Genomic DNA, 14,699 nt, shown 5'->3' on the forward strand with positions numbered 1-14,699 from the left:
TTTTTGTTCAAATTTTTCGATGATGGACTCAATAACTTTATGGAGAATGTCCGAGCGATCTGATTTCGTGTAAATAGTGGCTAGATTCGGTAGCCATTCTCTCCCACATTCGATCGAGGGGAATTATTTGACCGGTAAAAGCTTGTTGGAGTCCCTCCTGAATTCCTTCGATCACTATCTCATCGGGAGTGTCCCCGTCGTCGGTTTCGTTTTCGGGTTGGGGATTCAGGACGATCACGACTTGATAAGTACCCTCCGCGATGTCATCGGGTAAGGAAATATTTAAAATATGATCGCTATTGACGGTAACTCGCGCTTGAATGGTGTGCATGGTTTTGAGAGCGGGGGGTATAGTTATACGTTATTTTAATTTTTATCTAGGAGCGATCGCCATTAATTGACGCGCTAGTTGATTGTGTTTCTGGACCAGAAGTTCTCGATCGATCCCCACCAACCTCCCCGCATCTACCACTTTTCGACCGTTAATAAAACTATAATCCACCGAATTCACCTGACAGAAAATAATCGCCGCGATCGGGTCGTGGAGAGCGCCGGCTAATTCCGGTCGATCGAGATCGATCGCGACAAAATCCGCGCACATTCCGGGCGCGAGAAAACCGATATCGTCCCTTCCCAACACCCGCGCGCCTCCTAACGTGGCGATTTCCAAGGCGGACCGCGCCGTCATCGCGTTCGCGTCCCCCTCCCGCACCCGCGCCATCAGGAAAGCCGTCCGCGCTTCATTCAAGAGATTCGAGGTGTCATTGGAGGCGGAACCGTCCACCCCTAAGCTTACCGGAACCCCTCGATCGAGCATCTCCCGGATCGGAGCCATCCCGCTCGCCAGGCGCAGATTACTACAGGGACAATGGGCTACCCCCGTCCCCGTTGCCGCGAACAAGCGGATCGCGCGATCGTCCAACCGCACACAATGCGCGTGCCAGACATCCTCGCCCAGCCAGCCGACGGATTCCGCGTAATCCTCCGGCTTCATGCCGAAAACCGCTAAACTGTAGTCGATATCCGACTGATTCTCCGCGAGATGGGTGTGTAAGCGAACGCCGGGGTTCGATCGGGCCAGGTTCGCCGATTCTCGCATCAAGTCCCGCGTCACCGAAAACGGGGAACAGGGCGCGAGGGTAATTCTCAGCATTGAATACCGATTATTATCGTGATATTTCTCGATTAATCGTTGACTATCTTTTAAAATTTCGTCTTCCTTTTCGACCACCGAATCGGGAGGAAGTCCCCCCTGACTTTCCCCGACACTCATACTGCCCCGACTGGCGTGAAATCTCAGCCCGATCGAGCGTATCGCCTCGATTTCATCATCTAGCTTACTGCCATTCGGGTAAATGTAAAGATGATCGCTCGCGGTGGTACAACCGGATAAGATTAATTCGGCCGCCGCGATTCGCGCGCTAATATCGATCGATTCCGGGGTGAGATTCGCCCAAATCGGGTACAGCGTTTTCAACCAGTGGAATAAACTACAATTCTGCGCCGCCGGAATCACGCGGGTAAGCGTTTGATAAAAATGGTGATGGGTATTCACTAACCCTGGCAAAACAACAAATCGACCTTGTAAATCCAGCACTTCATCGGCTGTTTCCGGTAATTCGGAAGTTTTTCCGACCGATTCGATAACATTATCCCGAACGAATAAAGCGCCGTCGCGAATTTCCCGCCGGTCGGTGTCCATCGTGGCGAGAGTGTGAATGTTTTTAATTAATAAAGTAGACATAGAACGAAGAGGCAGGAGTCGATTGTAGGGGCGCAAGGCTTGCGCCCTATTACAGGGTTCAGGGATTCAAAAAGGAGCGTATCGATCGGGTATTAAATGTTCTCGATCGCTTCCAACAACGCCGTAGAATCCGCCACCGCGCCGAAGACACCTCCCTGCATTTCGATCATCTTTAAAGCGGCTAAATAATTGCCGTAATCGGTCGCACCGGTACAATCGGAAAGTAATAAACACTCGTAACCTCGATCGTTCGCGTCGCGCATGGTGGTATGAACACAAACATCTGTGGTGATGCCGGTCAAGATAATATTATCGATTTTATTGCGCTTGAGAATTAAATCTAAATCCGTCGCGTAAAAGGAACCTTTCCCCGGTTTATCGATAATTACTTCTCCCGGTAACGGCGCGAGTTCGGGAATAATTTCCCATCCCGGTTCACCGCGAACTAGAATTTTTCCGCAGGGGCCGGGGTCGCCGATTCCCGCTCCGATGCGTTGACTACGCCACCGTTTATTCGCGGGTAAATCGGAGAGATCGGGTCGATGTCCCTCGCGGGTGTGGATGATAAAAAAGCCTTTTTCTCGGAACGCTTTTAAGACTTTTCCGATCGGCTCGATCGGCGCGCGGGTTAAGGATAGATCGTAACCCATTTTATCCACATATCCCCCGACACCACAGAAATCCGTCTGCATATCGATGATAATTAGCGCGGTATTTTCGGGGCGTAAATCTCCATTGTAGGGATAGGGATAGGGCGTGGACTTAACATAGATTGCCATGATTTCGCTCTCTCTGTAATCAGAATTAATGTCTTTACAAGTAATTCCCGGTATATTTTCGCCAACTTCCGTATTCGGTGATCTCTTTATGTTGTTCACAGAGAATCGATTCGCCGAGAACTCCTAATACTTCCTGTCCGTCTTCTAATCGCACTTTGCCGATACATAATCCGGGGGGTTCGAGTTGTAAAACTTTGGCGAAACCGACTAGGGGAACCGCCCAAATTTCTACCTCGATCGAGACTCCCCCTTCCTGTACCCGTAACATGGCCGGATGTCGATCGCCGATCGAGAAAAATCGATACACCGGTTCCGTCCGCGCCTCTCTCACGAAAGTGGCATTGACAAGCAGAAGATTTTTGTTATCTTCAAACCCTCGCATCAAGCCACCATTCACCGCTAATTCTACTGTTTCCGTCATAAATTATTGTGAGAAATTATTGTGAAATAATCGGGTTTATTGGTGGATTACGCTTCGCTAATCCACCCTACGATTTCCTAATCGCTCCGTCCGATCGCTCCGGGTAATCCCGATAGGGTACGTTTGGGCGAACAGGTAATAATCATAACTACCAAGGTTAGGATATAGGGAGACGCGTTAAACAGATAGTAATAGGCATCAAAACCTACCGCTTGTAACGCCGGGCCGATCGCCTGCGCGCCCCCGAATAATAGCGACGCGTATAAACATTGTATCGGATTCCAACGAGCGAAAATCACGAGAGCGATCGCCATCAAACCCTGTCCGCTAGAGATACGTTCCGTCCAGCTTCCGGGGTAATACAGGGAAAGATAAGACCCCCCGATTCCCGCGAGAAAACTGCCCGCGACAATACAAAACATCCGTACTTTAAAAATCGAAATTCCCATCGCCCGCGCCGCGTCCGGACTATCCCCCACCGCGCGCACGTACAGCCCCCACCGGGTAGATTTAAAGAACCATTGCATTAGGGGAGCGATCGCTATCCCGATAATAAAAAGAGGAGAGATTTTAAACGCCGATTGTACCGCGGGAATCGAACTCCACTCCGCCAGAGAAATCGCGGGTAATTGCGGCGCGACCGGTTTAATAAACGGTTTTCCCAAGAAAAACGCCAACCCCCCCCCGAAAATAAACATCGCGATCCCCAGCGCGAAATCGCTCACCCGCGGCTGTTGGCACAACCAACCGTGAATGATTCCCAACACCATCCCCGCGAGTCCGGCGACTAAAACCCCGACCCACGGCGATCCGGTGAGATAGGAAACCGCGTAAGCGCTCATCGCCCCGAGTAAGAGCGATCCTTCCAGTCCAAGATTGATTTTGCCGCTTTTCTCCGTCAGACATTCCCCCAAACTCACGAAGAGAAACGGCGCGCTTCCCCTCAGAGTCCCCGCGAGAATCCCCAACGGAACCCCCCACCATCCGATCGTTTCTGTCGCCATTGTTCGATTTCTCTCCCTATCCTGACTTTTTTCGATTCATACCTTCACGGATCACACCGAGGCCGTTTGCCGACTCTCCACCGTTACCGGTTCCTTATCTTTAAAAATGTCGAACCGGCCGTAGAAAGTTTCGCTGTAGAGAATCACGAGGAAGACGATCCCCTGAAACACTAACACCGTAGCGTCCGGTAAACCGTGTTCCCTCTGCAAAATTCCCCCGCTCGCGAGAATTCCCCCGAGGAGAATCGAGACTAACGCCGCCGCTAGAGGGTTATTTCTGGCGACGAAAGCGACTAAAACGCCCCCGTAACCGTAGTTCGCGTTCAGGGACTCGTTCGCTCTCCCGTGAACCGCCGCTACCTCCACCATTCCCGCCAGTCCCGCGCAGGAACCCGCGAGAAAACAGATCGCGGTGGTTAATTTCCCCACGGGTAAGCCGGCGAGACGCGCGGCGCGGATATTGCCCCCGGCGGTACGCGCGGCGAAACCGAAGGTAGTACGCTGGATCAGGAAATAGGCGATCGAACAAGCGATCAACCCGTAGATCAGTCCGTAATGTACCCGCGTCCCCGGAATCGTCCCCAACATATTCGCCTCGATAATCGGGTACGTCGAGGGTTTATTCAGGGAACTCGGATCGCGCATCGGCCCGTTCACGAGGTGATTGAGAATGGCGATCGCTATATAATTCATTAACAAACTACTGATCGTCTCGTTCACCCCGCGATAATGACGTAAAGCGCCGGCGATCGCTATCCAGATCCCCCCGAACAACATTCCCGCCAACGCCATCGCGATCTGTACTACCGGAGGCGGCGCGGAGGATAGGGCTAATCCCACGGAAACCGCGCCCAATCCCCCCATAACGATCGCTCCCTCGTTGCCGATAATCACCAGCCCCAAGCGGGCGGGAAGAACGGTACACAAGGCACTGAGCATCAACGGGGAAGCCCGGATCAACGTATTCTGAAACGAAGTCCACTTCCCGAAAGCCGCCTTATAGATCGAGGCGTACACCCCGAAAGGATTCGCCCCGGCAAAAAAACAGAAAATACCGAAAATGACCAAGGAAACCAGAATCGCGGCGATCGGGATAGCGATCGCTTCCGCCGTTTTCCGCCAGTTGTTTGAGCCGATCATGCAATTTACCGCGACAGAACAGACCGTATACCGTAGGGTGGATTAGCGAAGCGTAATCCACCGAAAAGCGATTCATTTTTGCCCGAATCTCTTTTTGAAGAAATCAACTGGTACTACCGATCACGCCCTCGACTAGCCAATCCATCTGTTCTAGCGCGGGATCTTTCTGTTTGAAGGCTTTTCCGGCATCGATCGCCGATTTGCCCTGATTTGTTTGAATCGCTCCCTTGTAAATCACCATCGAGCCGTCCATAAACTTCGCTTTCGCTGTATCCGCGTCTTTTTTCGCCTTGTCATTGACCGCGGCCGTGTAGTCGGAGATCTTGACGAACTTATCCTGCAAACCGCCGCGCACTAAATGGGGAATCCCGCCATTCATCAGGGTTTTACCCGCTTTAATATCGTTCACGTAGTTCGTGTAAACGCTCGTCCAATCCCATTCCGCGCCGGTGAGATAGCCTTTCGGCGCGAGGGAAGCTTGATTCGCGTGATAGCCGGTGCAGTAGATGCCGCGTTTTTCCGCCGTTTCCATGACCACTTTCGGGCTATCGACGTGACAGGTTAGTACATCGACCCCCTGATCCGCCATACTGTTCGCGGACGAGGCCTCTTTGACCGGTTCCGCCCAATCGCCCGTGAAAATGACCTGCGTGGTGATTTTCGGGTTAACGCTCCTCGCGCCTAACGTGTAGCTATTAATATTCCGCAGGACTTGGGGGATCGGTTTCGCGGCGACAAAGCCTAATTTCCCCGATTTTGTCATGTGACCGGCGATAATTCCGGCGATATATTGCGCCTCGTCGATGTAGCCGTAGTAACTGCCGATGTTCTTGGGATGAACGCCGTCTTTATACAATCCCCCGCAGTGGAAAAACTGTACTTCGGGATATTCCGCCGCCATTTTGAGGATATGGGGATCGAAATAACCGAAAGAGGTCGGGAAAAGCACTTTCGCCCCGTCCTGCTCGATCATGCTCCGCATCGCTTCCTGTACTTCGGTCGTTTCCGGTACGCTGGCCTGTTCGACGATCTTGATGCCGGGAAGCTTGGCGAGACTGGCCGCGCCTTCCGCGTGGGCTTGGTTGTAACCGAAATCGTCCTTCGGCCCGACGTAGATAAAGCCGATCACCAGATCTTCCGCCGATCCCGTGGGAGAGGCCGCCGAGGTGGAGGGAGTCGAGTCATTTTTCGCCGGGGTGCATCCGGTTCCGAATTTCGTGGTGACACCAAAAGCCGTGGTCGCTAGTATCCCGCGCAGGATCTGACGACGAGAGAGATGGTATTGTCTCGGAGTCATGACGGATCGATCGCTCCTAATATTTGCAAAAGTACGGGATGACACCAGACTTCCGTATCTAGTGATTCAGCCTGCCCCAAAAAATAGATCATAGTGTCTACGGCCTACTGTATACCGAGATACATTTAGCTTTGGGTAAGCTTGTTACGATTTTTACGATTTAACCGAATAATTAGGTGTGAGAAGGTATGAATTCGGAAATTAGTGCTGGAAAAGCGCGACATCTCTTCGCGCCTATTTTTTACGGGTCTTTACTGCTATCTACGTTCGGTGTCGCCGGGGCGAAAGCGCAACAAATTCCCCCCGATCCCTCCATGCGACAGATCCCGAAGGTGTCTCAACTGCAAAATAACACGCTACCGACCCCCTCGAAGCCGATGTCGCAGGTAACGAGCGTGAACCAATTACGGGATGTATCGCCGACCGCGTGGGCTTACGAGGCTCTGCGGAGTCTGGTGGAACGCTACGGTTGTATTGTCGGTTATCCCGATCGAACCTTCCGCGGCGATCGAGCGTTAACCCGATGGGAGTTCGCGGCCGGTTTGAACGCCTGTTTGAACACGATCGAGCGACTGCTCCAGGATAATATTACGGTTCTTAAAGAAGATATTGACAAACTCAAACGATTGGCGGAGGAATTTCAAACCGAACTCGCCGCGTTGGGCGCGCGGGTCGATAATCTAGAAAATCGAACCGCTTTTCTCGAAGATCATCAATTTTCCACCACGACCAAATTAAGCGGCTTGGTCTTCATGAACCTCACGGGGGCCGACGCGGGGGGCGATATCCGGGTCAATGCCACCAATCTGAACGTTCCGCTAGAGTTCCGATCGCCCGGCCGCGATCCGGCCACCGGACAACCGATCGTGCAGAAACAACCGGATAACGCCCAGATCACCTTTAGTTTCCTCACCTGGCTCACCTTCTCCACCTCTTTTACCGGGAAAGATACCCTCGTCACCCAACTCGCGGCCGGTAACGGGAACTCCCCGGCGAACGTGTACGCCTCGGCCGGACAATATAATACCTTCGGGGTTCCCTTCACCGATCAGACCGCCGGGCCGGACGTGGGGGTTCCCGACGTGATCATCCGCGAACTGTTCTACAGTTTCCCCCTCCTAGATAACGTGCAGGTCGCCGTGGGTCCGCGGATCAACTGGTATCGCTACTTCGACAATAACCGGTTCACCTTCTTCCTCAACGGCGCGGGTAGTTTTAACTCCGGGGGCAGTACCCTGTTGAACGCGATCGATCGGGGCGCGGGCGCGGTGGTTTCCTGGAAAATTATCCCGCAATTACAACTGAACGTCGCCTATCTCGGTGAGGCCGATGAATTCCTACCCGGCGCGCCGCTTTTTAATACCGCCAGCGATCCGAACAAAGGATTATTCGGCGGAACCAACACCACTACCGCCGAGTTAAGTTTCTCGCCGAGTAATAACTTTACCGCGCGTTTCCTCTATACCTGGAGTAACCTGCAAGCGCTCGGCGGCACGATCGGCGGCGCGACGGGAGAACCTCTGTACGGGATCGCCGACGCGGGGCCGGGCCGGGGTCTGGACGTGAACCCCAACGATGGCGGTTTGGGAACCTCTCCCGCGAATACTTTCAGTTTTAACTTCGATTGGCTGGTTTTTGACGGATTCGGGCTTTTCGGTCGCTATACCTTCGGCAATACCATCCTGAAACCGATCGATCGACCGGTCAACGCGCAGGCCTTTCAAGTCGGTTTCGCGTTGCCCGATCTCTTCAAGGAAGGCGCGCAGGCAACCGTCTCTTTCCTCGTTCCTTTCGATGTAGTCGCGGGGGAAAAATATCTCGTCTCTAACGGGGGCAACGGGGGAACCCAGTACGAGATCGAGGGAACCTATTACTACCCGATCACCAACGGGATCGCGATCGTTCCCTCGGTATTGTTCATCGGTCATCCGAATAACTTTAGCAATAACCCGAGTATTCTCGTCGGCAATATGCGCCTTCAGTACAGTTTCTAACCCAAGTTGTTAGTTACAATTCTCGCCCTCTAAACTCTCGTTTCGATCCCCCCTACCCCCCTTAAAAAGGGGGGAAATGAAAAAAAGTCCCCCTTTTTAAGGGGGATGCGCGGGGGATCGGCCAGCTAGGATTTATAACTAGCAACTTACGTTTTCTAGAACGAGCGATCGGCGGAAATAAAATCTGCCGATCGCTACTCTCTAAATTACCAGCAGGGTTTCGATAAATTGATTCCACGTTAGCGCGGTTCCTCCTACCCTCTGCCGGAGGAATAACCGTTCCGCTTTGGAGAGAGGCGGTTCCCCGACGCTGGCCATGGCGACGTTCATTTCATCGGCGCTGATTAAATCATCGTGATTCTCGTCGATCGGGATGAAATAGTTCGCGAATCGATCGTATTGCGACATCAATAGGCGATGTCGTAATAATAATTCCCCGAACTCTTCAAAGTCGATCTTGCCACTACCATCGCTATCCATTCCCTGAAAGAGTCGTTGGAATTCGCTTTCCGGTAACGGCTTACCGATTCGCTGTAAATAACCCGTTAATTCCGCCACGGATACTCGCCCGTTCCCATCCCGATCGATCGCGTTGAAGACATAGCGTAAATCACCTTTGACGGAATCGGGGGCATCCTCGAAAAGAAAATTGTGTTTCTCTCCCACCACGGCCGCTTGTAGTCGCAGACGGCTGTTCTCGATAATCTTTTTCGCCACCAGAAAACGCTCTCGGTGTTCCTCCGGACTGGCGACCGTGTGTAGGGCGACCGGGACGAGGGAAGGGATCGATTTCTGTACGAGTAACAGACAACCGATCGTGACGATGGCGAAAGGAACCGAGAGAACCGGTAAACGGACGAGCGAGAAAACGGGGGCGAGGAGAAAGCTTAAACAAGCCGCTAGAAACGAGCAGAGCGCCGCTAGAGCGATACTGAGACGGGTCGGGGCGTAGAAAACCCCACCGATCGCCACCGCGGTCAGAACCGCGTTATAGCCCCAGAGCATCAGATATAGCTCGTCGGGCTTGGCTTCTAAGAGTAAACCCGCCAAAATATACATGATCCCGCCCATCATGGCGACTAACGCCCCGATCGGCGTACAGATCGCTACCCCGACCATGATCAGGGCGATCGAGAGCGGTTTATCCGAGAAAAAGACCCCGGCCAGACCGACGTGAAAGCTCTGCATCAGGCGGACGGGATCGTAATCGCCCGTGGCGAAGGGCGCGGGAGCCGGCCCTAAATCGAAAAACGGTTGCGGGATAAAGGCGACTAAAAACAAAAATGGCAATAAAACACCGTTAAAAGGGATTCCTAGCGGGGAAACTCGAAATTTTTTCGTGAACCATAAGCCCACGGTTTCCATCACCACCGAGGTGAGGGCGGCGAGAACGATCGTGGCGATCGCCCACGCGGGATTCCCGTTGCCATTTCCGAACTGACCGAAAAAACCGAGGGCCGCGCCGATTAACAATCCGTTCAAACCGTAAATCCCGTCGCGAACCATGAAGGGATTCGATTTTAACGCTTTCGCCGCTAGGGTAGCCGAGGCCGAACCGAGAAAACTTAGCAAGCCCATCCAAGGAGCCTGAAGCATCATGGCCAGCCAGATCAGCAAACCGCTCAGGGGATTGTTGACGAAAATCACCTGCGCGATCCCGCGGAAAGTGGCGTTGAGAAAATCGAGAACCGGATTGGCGGCGAGTCGTTGACTCAGGGAAGGCATGGTTCCCAACCCCGTCCACCAGGGAAGGGGCGGCGAGGAGTCTAGGTTCGGGGCGAGAACCCGAGAGATAATTTCTTGTAACGGTAGATCTTCGGATTCCGTGACAGCATTCTGGAGTTCTGACATGATAGATGGAGATTTTTGCTTTATCGTTGTTGATAGTTGTTATATTGACGCTGATTTCCTTGCGGATTTACTTGCCGAGAACGGTTGCCGAGATAACGGTTTTTCCCGGTATCCTTGTCGGGAGCGGTGTTGTCGGTATTGAGAAACGTTAAATACTGTCCCTGTATCCAGCCTTCCGTTTTAGCGGTGTTGTCGAAACGGACGCGATACCAGGAAAATCCCCGATTCACGCCCATCTGTTCGAGAATGGTCACTCCATCGCCGGAAAGTCCGTAGCCGAGGCGATCGAGCTTCGTGTCGGGTTTCGGATAGACGGAGATCTCGAAGTTCGGCGAGTCCGCGGTTAGGGTCGCGGGTCGATCGATCCCCTGATTACTTTGATTTCCCGCCGCTAAGGCCGTTCCCCCCCACAGGGCGATCGTCAGCGCGAGCAGTAGACCGAGCGCTCGTTTTAGCATTTTTACTCCCTCTTAAGCAAAAATAAAGTTCGCTTGACTTGTATACGGAATACAGTATACAAATGAGGGAAGAGGGTCGAATCAATTCCTCCTGTATTTTTTAATACTGCTCGTTAGAGTTCGGTAGCCTAAGAGACATTCCGCCCCCGAAACATCGCCTAAAACGGAAAACAGCGCGACCGTCATCTATCTATAGTCACGGGAATGGACGAAAAGTTTATGGAAGTACAATCGATCGAAAAGCCACCGATCACTAAAAATCCGCTTTTTCTGGTCGCTCCCTTCTTTTTTCTGGGAACGGCGATGGTGGTGATGAAATTCATCATCCCCAACACCACGCCTCTCTTTCTCGCCGCCTTTCGCTTACTACCCGCCGGAACCCTGATCCTTCTCGGCGCGGCCTATTTCCAACTGCCGCAACCGAAAACGGTGAAAGCCTGGTTATGGATCGCCCTGTTCGCGCTGGTGGACGGCGCGATGTTTCAAGGCTTCCTGACCGCGGGACTGGTACACACGGGAGCGGGAATCGGCGCGGTGTTAATCGACGCGCAACCGCTGGTGGTGGCTTTACTGTCGCGTTGGCTATTCGCCGAGACGATCGGAGTCTGGGGATGGCTGGGTCTGTCGATCGGGATCGCGGGGATCTGTCTGTGCGGTTTACCGGAAAGCTGGATTTACGGCATTCTCAACGGCCAGATCACCTTTTCGGATATCCTGCAAAGTGGCGGACAGCTAACTTGGAGCGGGGTTTTACAAAGCGGCGAGTTACTGATGCTTTTATCGGCGCTTTCCATGTCCTTCGGGACGATTATCGTGCGCTACGTCAAAAAACACGTCGATCCGATCGTCGCGACCGGTTGGCACATGATTTTAGGCGGTATCCCGTTAATCCTTCTCTCGTACTTTTGGGAAACGAATCAGATCTCGAATCTACACCTGAACGACTGGATGGGATTGAGTTACGCGACCATTTTCGGGACGGCGATCACCTACGGGATCTTTTTCTACCTCGCGGCCACGGGCAATATTACCAGCGTCAGCGCGTTGATCTTTCTGACTCCCGTTTTCGCCCTTCTCTTCAGTAGTCTTCTGCTAGAGGAAAAACTGAATACCCTGCAATGGATCGGGGTTAGTTTCACCCTGGTTAGCGTGTATTTGGTTAACCAACGTCAGGAGATCGTCACCCGATTCGACGCGTTAAAGAAAAAAGTCGCGCCAGTCGCGGAATCGATTCCCGTGAACGCGGAAAACTCGATCGAGTGATATCCGGAATTGATTCGACTTTTCCCTTCAATATACTTCATGGAGAATTTCCACATGATCCGTCGGTTTATCGCTAGTATCGCCCTCGCACTCGTAATTATCCTGAGCGTCGCCATCTCTCCCGTCCTCGCGGAACAACAATACAGCCAATCGCAACAAGTACCCGAACAAACCGAGCAAAAATCCACCCAAAAACCTTATACCCAAACACAACAAATGCCCCCGCAGACCGAGCAAAGAGCGAGTCAAAAACCCTACACTCAATCCCAACAATCCTACGAGGGGCAAAAACAATACAGCCAAACGCAACAGAAACCCGGTAGCGAATCCGAAGACTAAAAACCGAGATCTCGCGCGAGTCCAACCCCGGAAAAGATCGGGACTCGCGCGACGATCCGATAAGCCGTATAGCGCGGGGGCAAACCATGTCACAGACCGATACCTCTCGGGAAAACATTCTCGCGGATCGCTCGAATTCCTGCGCGAGTCTGGTGATCGAACATCGCGTCGCGCGGGGAAAAGAAGGGGAATTTCAACAATGGCAAGAATCCCTCACCTCCGCCGTTACTTCTTTCCCCGGCTATCTGCGTACCGATCTTTCCCCTCCCGTAACCGGTGCGCAGGATAAATGGTACGCGATCGTCTACTTCGACACCCCGGAAAACTTGAATCGCTGGGTGGATTCATCGGAGCGTCGGGCGTTAGTGAAAAAAGGGGAAGAACTTTTCGGCTCCTATCAGTATCGCTCTTTGAAAACGGGGTTAGAAAGTTGGTTCACGCCGGAATCCGATGAGGCGGAAGTGACGATTCCCGCTTGGAAGCAAAACTCGATCGTCCTCCTAGGATTGTATCCGACGGTCATGCTTCAAACGATTCTTTTTTCCGCTCTCGGTGTGATGAGTTCCTGGCCGTTATCGGTTTCGATGTTAGTGAATAATTTTATTTGTTGTTCCCTGCTCACCTGGATCGTGATGCCGCCGCTCTCGCGTTGGTTTAACTTTTGGATAAAAGATCGAGCGGAAAATTCGCGGGCGATCGATCTCGCTGGTTTGTCGATCGTTTCTATCCTTCTGTTAGCGTTAACCAGGATTTTCTACACGATCGCCGATCGAGATCCTCTCTTTATTCATCGGACGTTAGAAATAGTTTATCATCGTTTTTTAGGATAAAAGCCAGAAAATAACGTGCGAGCTTATTCAATTAAAAACAAAAAAAGTCTTAAAAATTACTAAAATTTGCTAAGATCAACTGTAAACTTATTTTAGATCGATAAAAAATAATCAAAAAGGTATTGATTGGCGAGAAAATTTTCTCTCGATCGATCCCGTTCACGCTCGCGATAACCCCTTCCCCGAAACGACAATAGCCATGACCGAAGATACTATTTTTCCCGAAAAAGGACTAAAAGCGTACCGAGCTTCTTTATTAGATTTTGTAGACGATCCTTTTTACGCGCCCGAATTGGATTGCGTTCGATTTTTTGCCGATGGTCTTCTCGTGGTAGATAACGGACGGGTCAAAGAAATCGGCCCCTACGAGGAACTGATCGATCGCTATCGAGAGATCCCGATCTCTTCCTATCCGGGGATGCTGATCATGCCCGGTTTTATCGATACCCATATCCATTACCCGCAGACGGAAATGATCGCCGCTTTCGGGGAACAACTTTTACAATGGTTAACCAAATACACCTTTCCCACGGAAGGCAAATTCAAGGATAAAGAATACGCCAAAAAGGTCGCCGCTTTCTTCTTACATGAATTACTCCGCAACGGAACCACCACCGCGCTCGTTTTCGCGGCCGTGTACCCGGAATCGGTAGACGCGTTTTTCGAGGAAGCCTACAGCCGGAACCTGTGCATGATCGCGGGGAAGGTGATGATGGATCGCAACGCGCCGGATTTTCTCCTCGATACCGCGGAATCCTCCTACACCGAAAGCAAGGAATTAATCGAGAGATGGCATAAAAAAGGACGGTTACGCTACGCCGTCACCCCTCGCTTTTCGATCACTTCCACCAACGCGCAGTTAAAGATGGCGGGAAGATTATTAAAAGAATATCCCGACGTGTATATGCACACTCACTTATCGGAAAATGTCGATGAAGTGGCTTGGGTGAAAGAATTATTTCCCGAATGTAGCGGCTATTTAGATACCTACGATCGAGCGGGATTGGTGGGAGAGCGATCGATCTTCGCGCACGGGGTTCAATTAACCGATGAAGAGTTTAAACGGCTCTCCGAAGCGAGATCGGCGATCGCTTTCTGTCCCACTTCTAATTTATTTCTAGGGAGCGGGCTTTTTAAACTCGAACAGGCTAAATCCTCGGAGTATCCCGTGAAAGTGGGACTGGGTACGGATGTCGGCGCGGGAACCAGTTTCTCGATCCTGCAAACCGCCAATGAAGCCTATAAAGTCGCCCAATTACGAGGGCAGAAAGCGACCGCTTTTCAATCGCTCTACCTCGCCACACTAGGGGGAGCGAAAGCGCTAGAGTTACACGATCGTATCGGTAATTTCGAGGTCGGCAAAGAAGCCGATTTTATCGTCCTAGATATGCGGGCCACCCCCCTGATGACTTTCCGAAATCCCGCGCCGAAACCGTCCACGATCGAGGAATTGGCCGACGCGGCGTTTACCCTGATGATCATGGGAGACGATCGGGCGATTCACGCGACCTATATTATGGGAAATTTAGCCTACGAGAAATCCTAAGCTATCGATAATAAGAAAAAGGAGTCGGAAGAT

The 14,699-nt window shown here is 52.0% G+C and carries 14 protein-coding genes; 5 read left to right on the forward strand and 9 right to left on the reverse strand.

Annotated elements, in window-relative coordinates; genetic code table 11:
- Window positions 1–37 precede the first annotated feature (37 nt).
- From V0288_RS06065 to V0288_RS06095, 7 genes are all read right to left on the reverse strand, one after another.
- The gene (locus V0288_RS06065; protein ID WP_332864151.1) at window positions 38–331 is read right to left on the reverse strand and encodes a hypothetical protein; all 294 of its coding nucleotides are present in this window, start codon (window positions 329–331) and stop codon (window positions 38–40) included.
- Between the two features lie 42 nt (window positions 332–373).
- Window positions 374–1,744: an 8-oxoguanine deaminase gene (locus tag V0288_RS06070; RefSeq protein WP_332864152.1), complete on the reverse strand. Its 1,371-nt coding sequence runs from the start codon at window positions 1,742–1,744 to the stop codon at window positions 374–376.
- 92 nt (window positions 1,745–1,836) lie between these two features.
- On the reverse strand, window positions 1,837–2,523 hold the full coding sequence (biuH, locus tag V0288_RS06075; protein ID WP_332864153.1) for a biuret amidohydrolase: 687 nt from the start codon (window positions 2,521–2,523) through the stop codon (window positions 1,837–1,839).
- Window positions 2,524–2,557: 34 nt separating this feature from the next.
- The gene (locus tag V0288_RS06080) at window positions 2,558–2,944 is read right to left on the reverse strand and encodes an allophanate hydrolase-related protein (protein ID WP_332864154.1); all 387 of its coding nucleotides are present in this window, start codon (window positions 2,942–2,944) and stop codon (window positions 2,558–2,560) included.
- Between the two features lie 77 nt (window positions 2,945–3,021).
- Window positions 3,022–3,948, reverse strand: coding sequence for an ABC transporter permease (locus V0288_RS06085; RefSeq protein ID WP_332864155.1), 927 nt, complete (start codon window positions 3,946–3,948; stop codon window positions 3,022–3,024).
- A 51-nt stretch (window positions 3,949–3,999) separates the two neighbouring features.
- Window positions 4,000–5,088, reverse strand: a complete 1,089-nt coding sequence (locus tag V0288_RS06090) for an ABC transporter permease (protein ID WP_332864156.1) — start codon at window positions 5,086–5,088, stop codon at window positions 4,000–4,002.
- 103 nt (window positions 5,089–5,191) lie between these two features.
- Entirely contained in the window at window positions 5,192–6,385 is a 1,194-nt protein-coding gene (locus tag V0288_RS06095) for a BMP family ABC transporter substrate-binding protein (RefSeq protein WP_332864157.1), read from the reverse strand.
- A 314-nt stretch (window positions 6,386–6,699) separates the two neighbouring features.
- Between V0288_RS06095 and V0288_RS06100 the strand changes: the two genes are divergently transcribed.
- The gene (locus V0288_RS06100; protein WP_422661918.1) at window positions 6,700–8,379 is read left to right on the forward strand and encodes an iron uptake porin; all 1,680 of its coding nucleotides are present in this window, start codon (window positions 6,700–6,702) and stop codon (window positions 8,377–8,379) included.
- Window positions 8,380–8,580: 201 nt separating this feature from the next.
- Here the strand turns inward: V0288_RS06100 and V0288_RS06105 are convergent, their stop codons facing one another.
- Window positions 8,581–10,230: an urea transporter gene (locus tag V0288_RS06105; RefSeq protein ID WP_332864159.1), complete on the reverse strand. Its 1,650-nt coding sequence runs from the start codon at window positions 10,228–10,230 to the stop codon at window positions 8,581–8,583.
- A 20-nt stretch (window positions 10,231–10,250) separates the two neighbouring features.
- Window positions 10,251–10,688, reverse strand: a complete 438-nt coding sequence (locus tag V0288_RS06110) for an SH3 domain-containing protein (protein ID WP_332864160.1) — start codon at window positions 10,686–10,688, stop codon at window positions 10,251–10,253.
- Window positions 10,689–10,907: 219 nt separating this feature from the next.
- Between V0288_RS06110 and V0288_RS06115 the strand changes: the two genes are divergently transcribed.
- The 4 genes from V0288_RS06115 to guaD all read left to right on the forward strand — a co-directional run bounded on the left by V0288_RS06115 (window position 10,908) and on the right by guaD (window position 14,666).
- Window positions 10,908–11,951, forward strand: coding sequence for a DMT family transporter (locus V0288_RS06115; RefSeq protein WP_332864161.1), 1,044 nt, complete (start codon window positions 10,908–10,910; stop codon window positions 11,949–11,951).
- Between the two features lie 39 nt (window positions 11,952–11,990).
- Window positions 11,991–12,290, forward strand: coding sequence for a hypothetical protein (locus tag V0288_RS06120; RefSeq protein WP_332864162.1), 300 nt, complete (start codon window positions 11,991–11,993; stop codon window positions 12,288–12,290).
- 86 nt (window positions 12,291–12,376) lie between these two features.
- Window positions 12,377–13,120, forward strand: a complete 744-nt coding sequence (locus V0288_RS06125; protein WP_332864163.1) for an antibiotic biosynthesis monooxygenase — start codon at window positions 12,377–12,379, stop codon at window positions 13,118–13,120.
- A 199-nt stretch (window positions 13,121–13,319) separates the two neighbouring features.
- A complete protein-coding gene (gene guaD / locus V0288_RS06130) occupies window positions 13,320–14,666 on the forward strand; it encodes a guanine deaminase (protein WP_332864164.1) in 1,347 nt (448 codons plus the stop codon).
- Window positions 14,667–14,699: the final 33 nt, after the last annotated feature.

This window comes from Pannus brasiliensis CCIBt3594, assembly GCF_036688125.1.
GTDB classification, from domain to species: domain Bacteria; phylum Cyanobacteriota; class Cyanobacteriia; order Cyanobacteriales; family Microcystaceae; genus Pannus; species Pannus brasiliensis.

Bases quoted from the DNA above. Each gene is read 5' to 3' on its own strand.
- V0288_RS06110 (WP_332864160.1), bottom strand. From the start codon at position 10,688: ATGCTAAAACGAGCGCTCGGTCTACTGCTCGCGCTGACGATCGCCCTG.
- V0288_RS06115 (WP_332864161.1), top strand. From the start codon at position 10,908: ATGGAAGTACAATCGATCGAAAAGCCACCGATCACTAAAAATCCGCTT.
- guaD (WP_332864164.1), top strand. From the start codon at position 13,320: ATGACCGAAGATACTATTTTTCCCGAAAAAGGACTAAAAGCGTACCGA.
- V0288_RS06070 (WP_332864152.1), bottom strand. From the start codon at position 1,744: ATGTCTACTTTATTAATTAAAAACATTCACACTCTCGCCACGATGGAC.
- V0288_RS06125 (WP_332864163.1), top strand. From the start codon at position 12,377: ATGTCACAGACCGATACCTCTCGGGAAAACATTCTCGCGGATCGCTCG.
- V0288_RS06085 (WP_332864155.1), bottom strand. From the start codon at position 3,948: ATGGCGACAGAAACGATCGGATGGTGGGGGGTTCCGTTGGGGATTCTC.
- V0288_RS06080 (WP_332864154.1), bottom strand. From the start codon at position 2,944: ATGACGGAAACAGTAGAATTAGCGGTGAATGGTGGCTTGATGCGAGGG.
- V0288_RS06090 (WP_332864156.1), bottom strand. From the start codon at position 5,088: ATGATCGGCTCAAACAACTGGCGGAAAACGGCGGAAGCGATCGCTATC.
- V0288_RS06100 (WP_422661918.1), top strand. From the start codon at position 6,700: ATGCGACAGATCCCGAAGGTGTCTCAACTGCAAAATAACACGCTACCG.
- V0288_RS06105 (WP_332864159.1), bottom strand. From the start codon at position 10,230: ATGTCAGAACTCCAGAATGCTGTCACGGAATCCGAAGATCTACCGTTA.
- biuH (WP_332864153.1), bottom strand. From the start codon at position 2,523: ATGGCAATCTATGTTAAGTCCACGCCCTATCCCTATCCCTACAATGGA.
- V0288_RS06120 (WP_332864162.1), top strand. From the start codon at position 11,991: ATGGAGAATTTCCACATGATCCGTCGGTTTATCGCTAGTATCGCCCTC.
- V0288_RS06095 (WP_332864157.1), bottom strand. From the start codon at position 6,385: ATGACTCCGAGACAATACCATCTCTCTCGTCGTCAGATCCTGCGCGGG.
- V0288_RS06065 (WP_332864151.1), bottom strand. From the start codon at position 331: ATGCACACCATTCAAGCGCGAGTTACCGTCAATAGCGATCATATTTTA.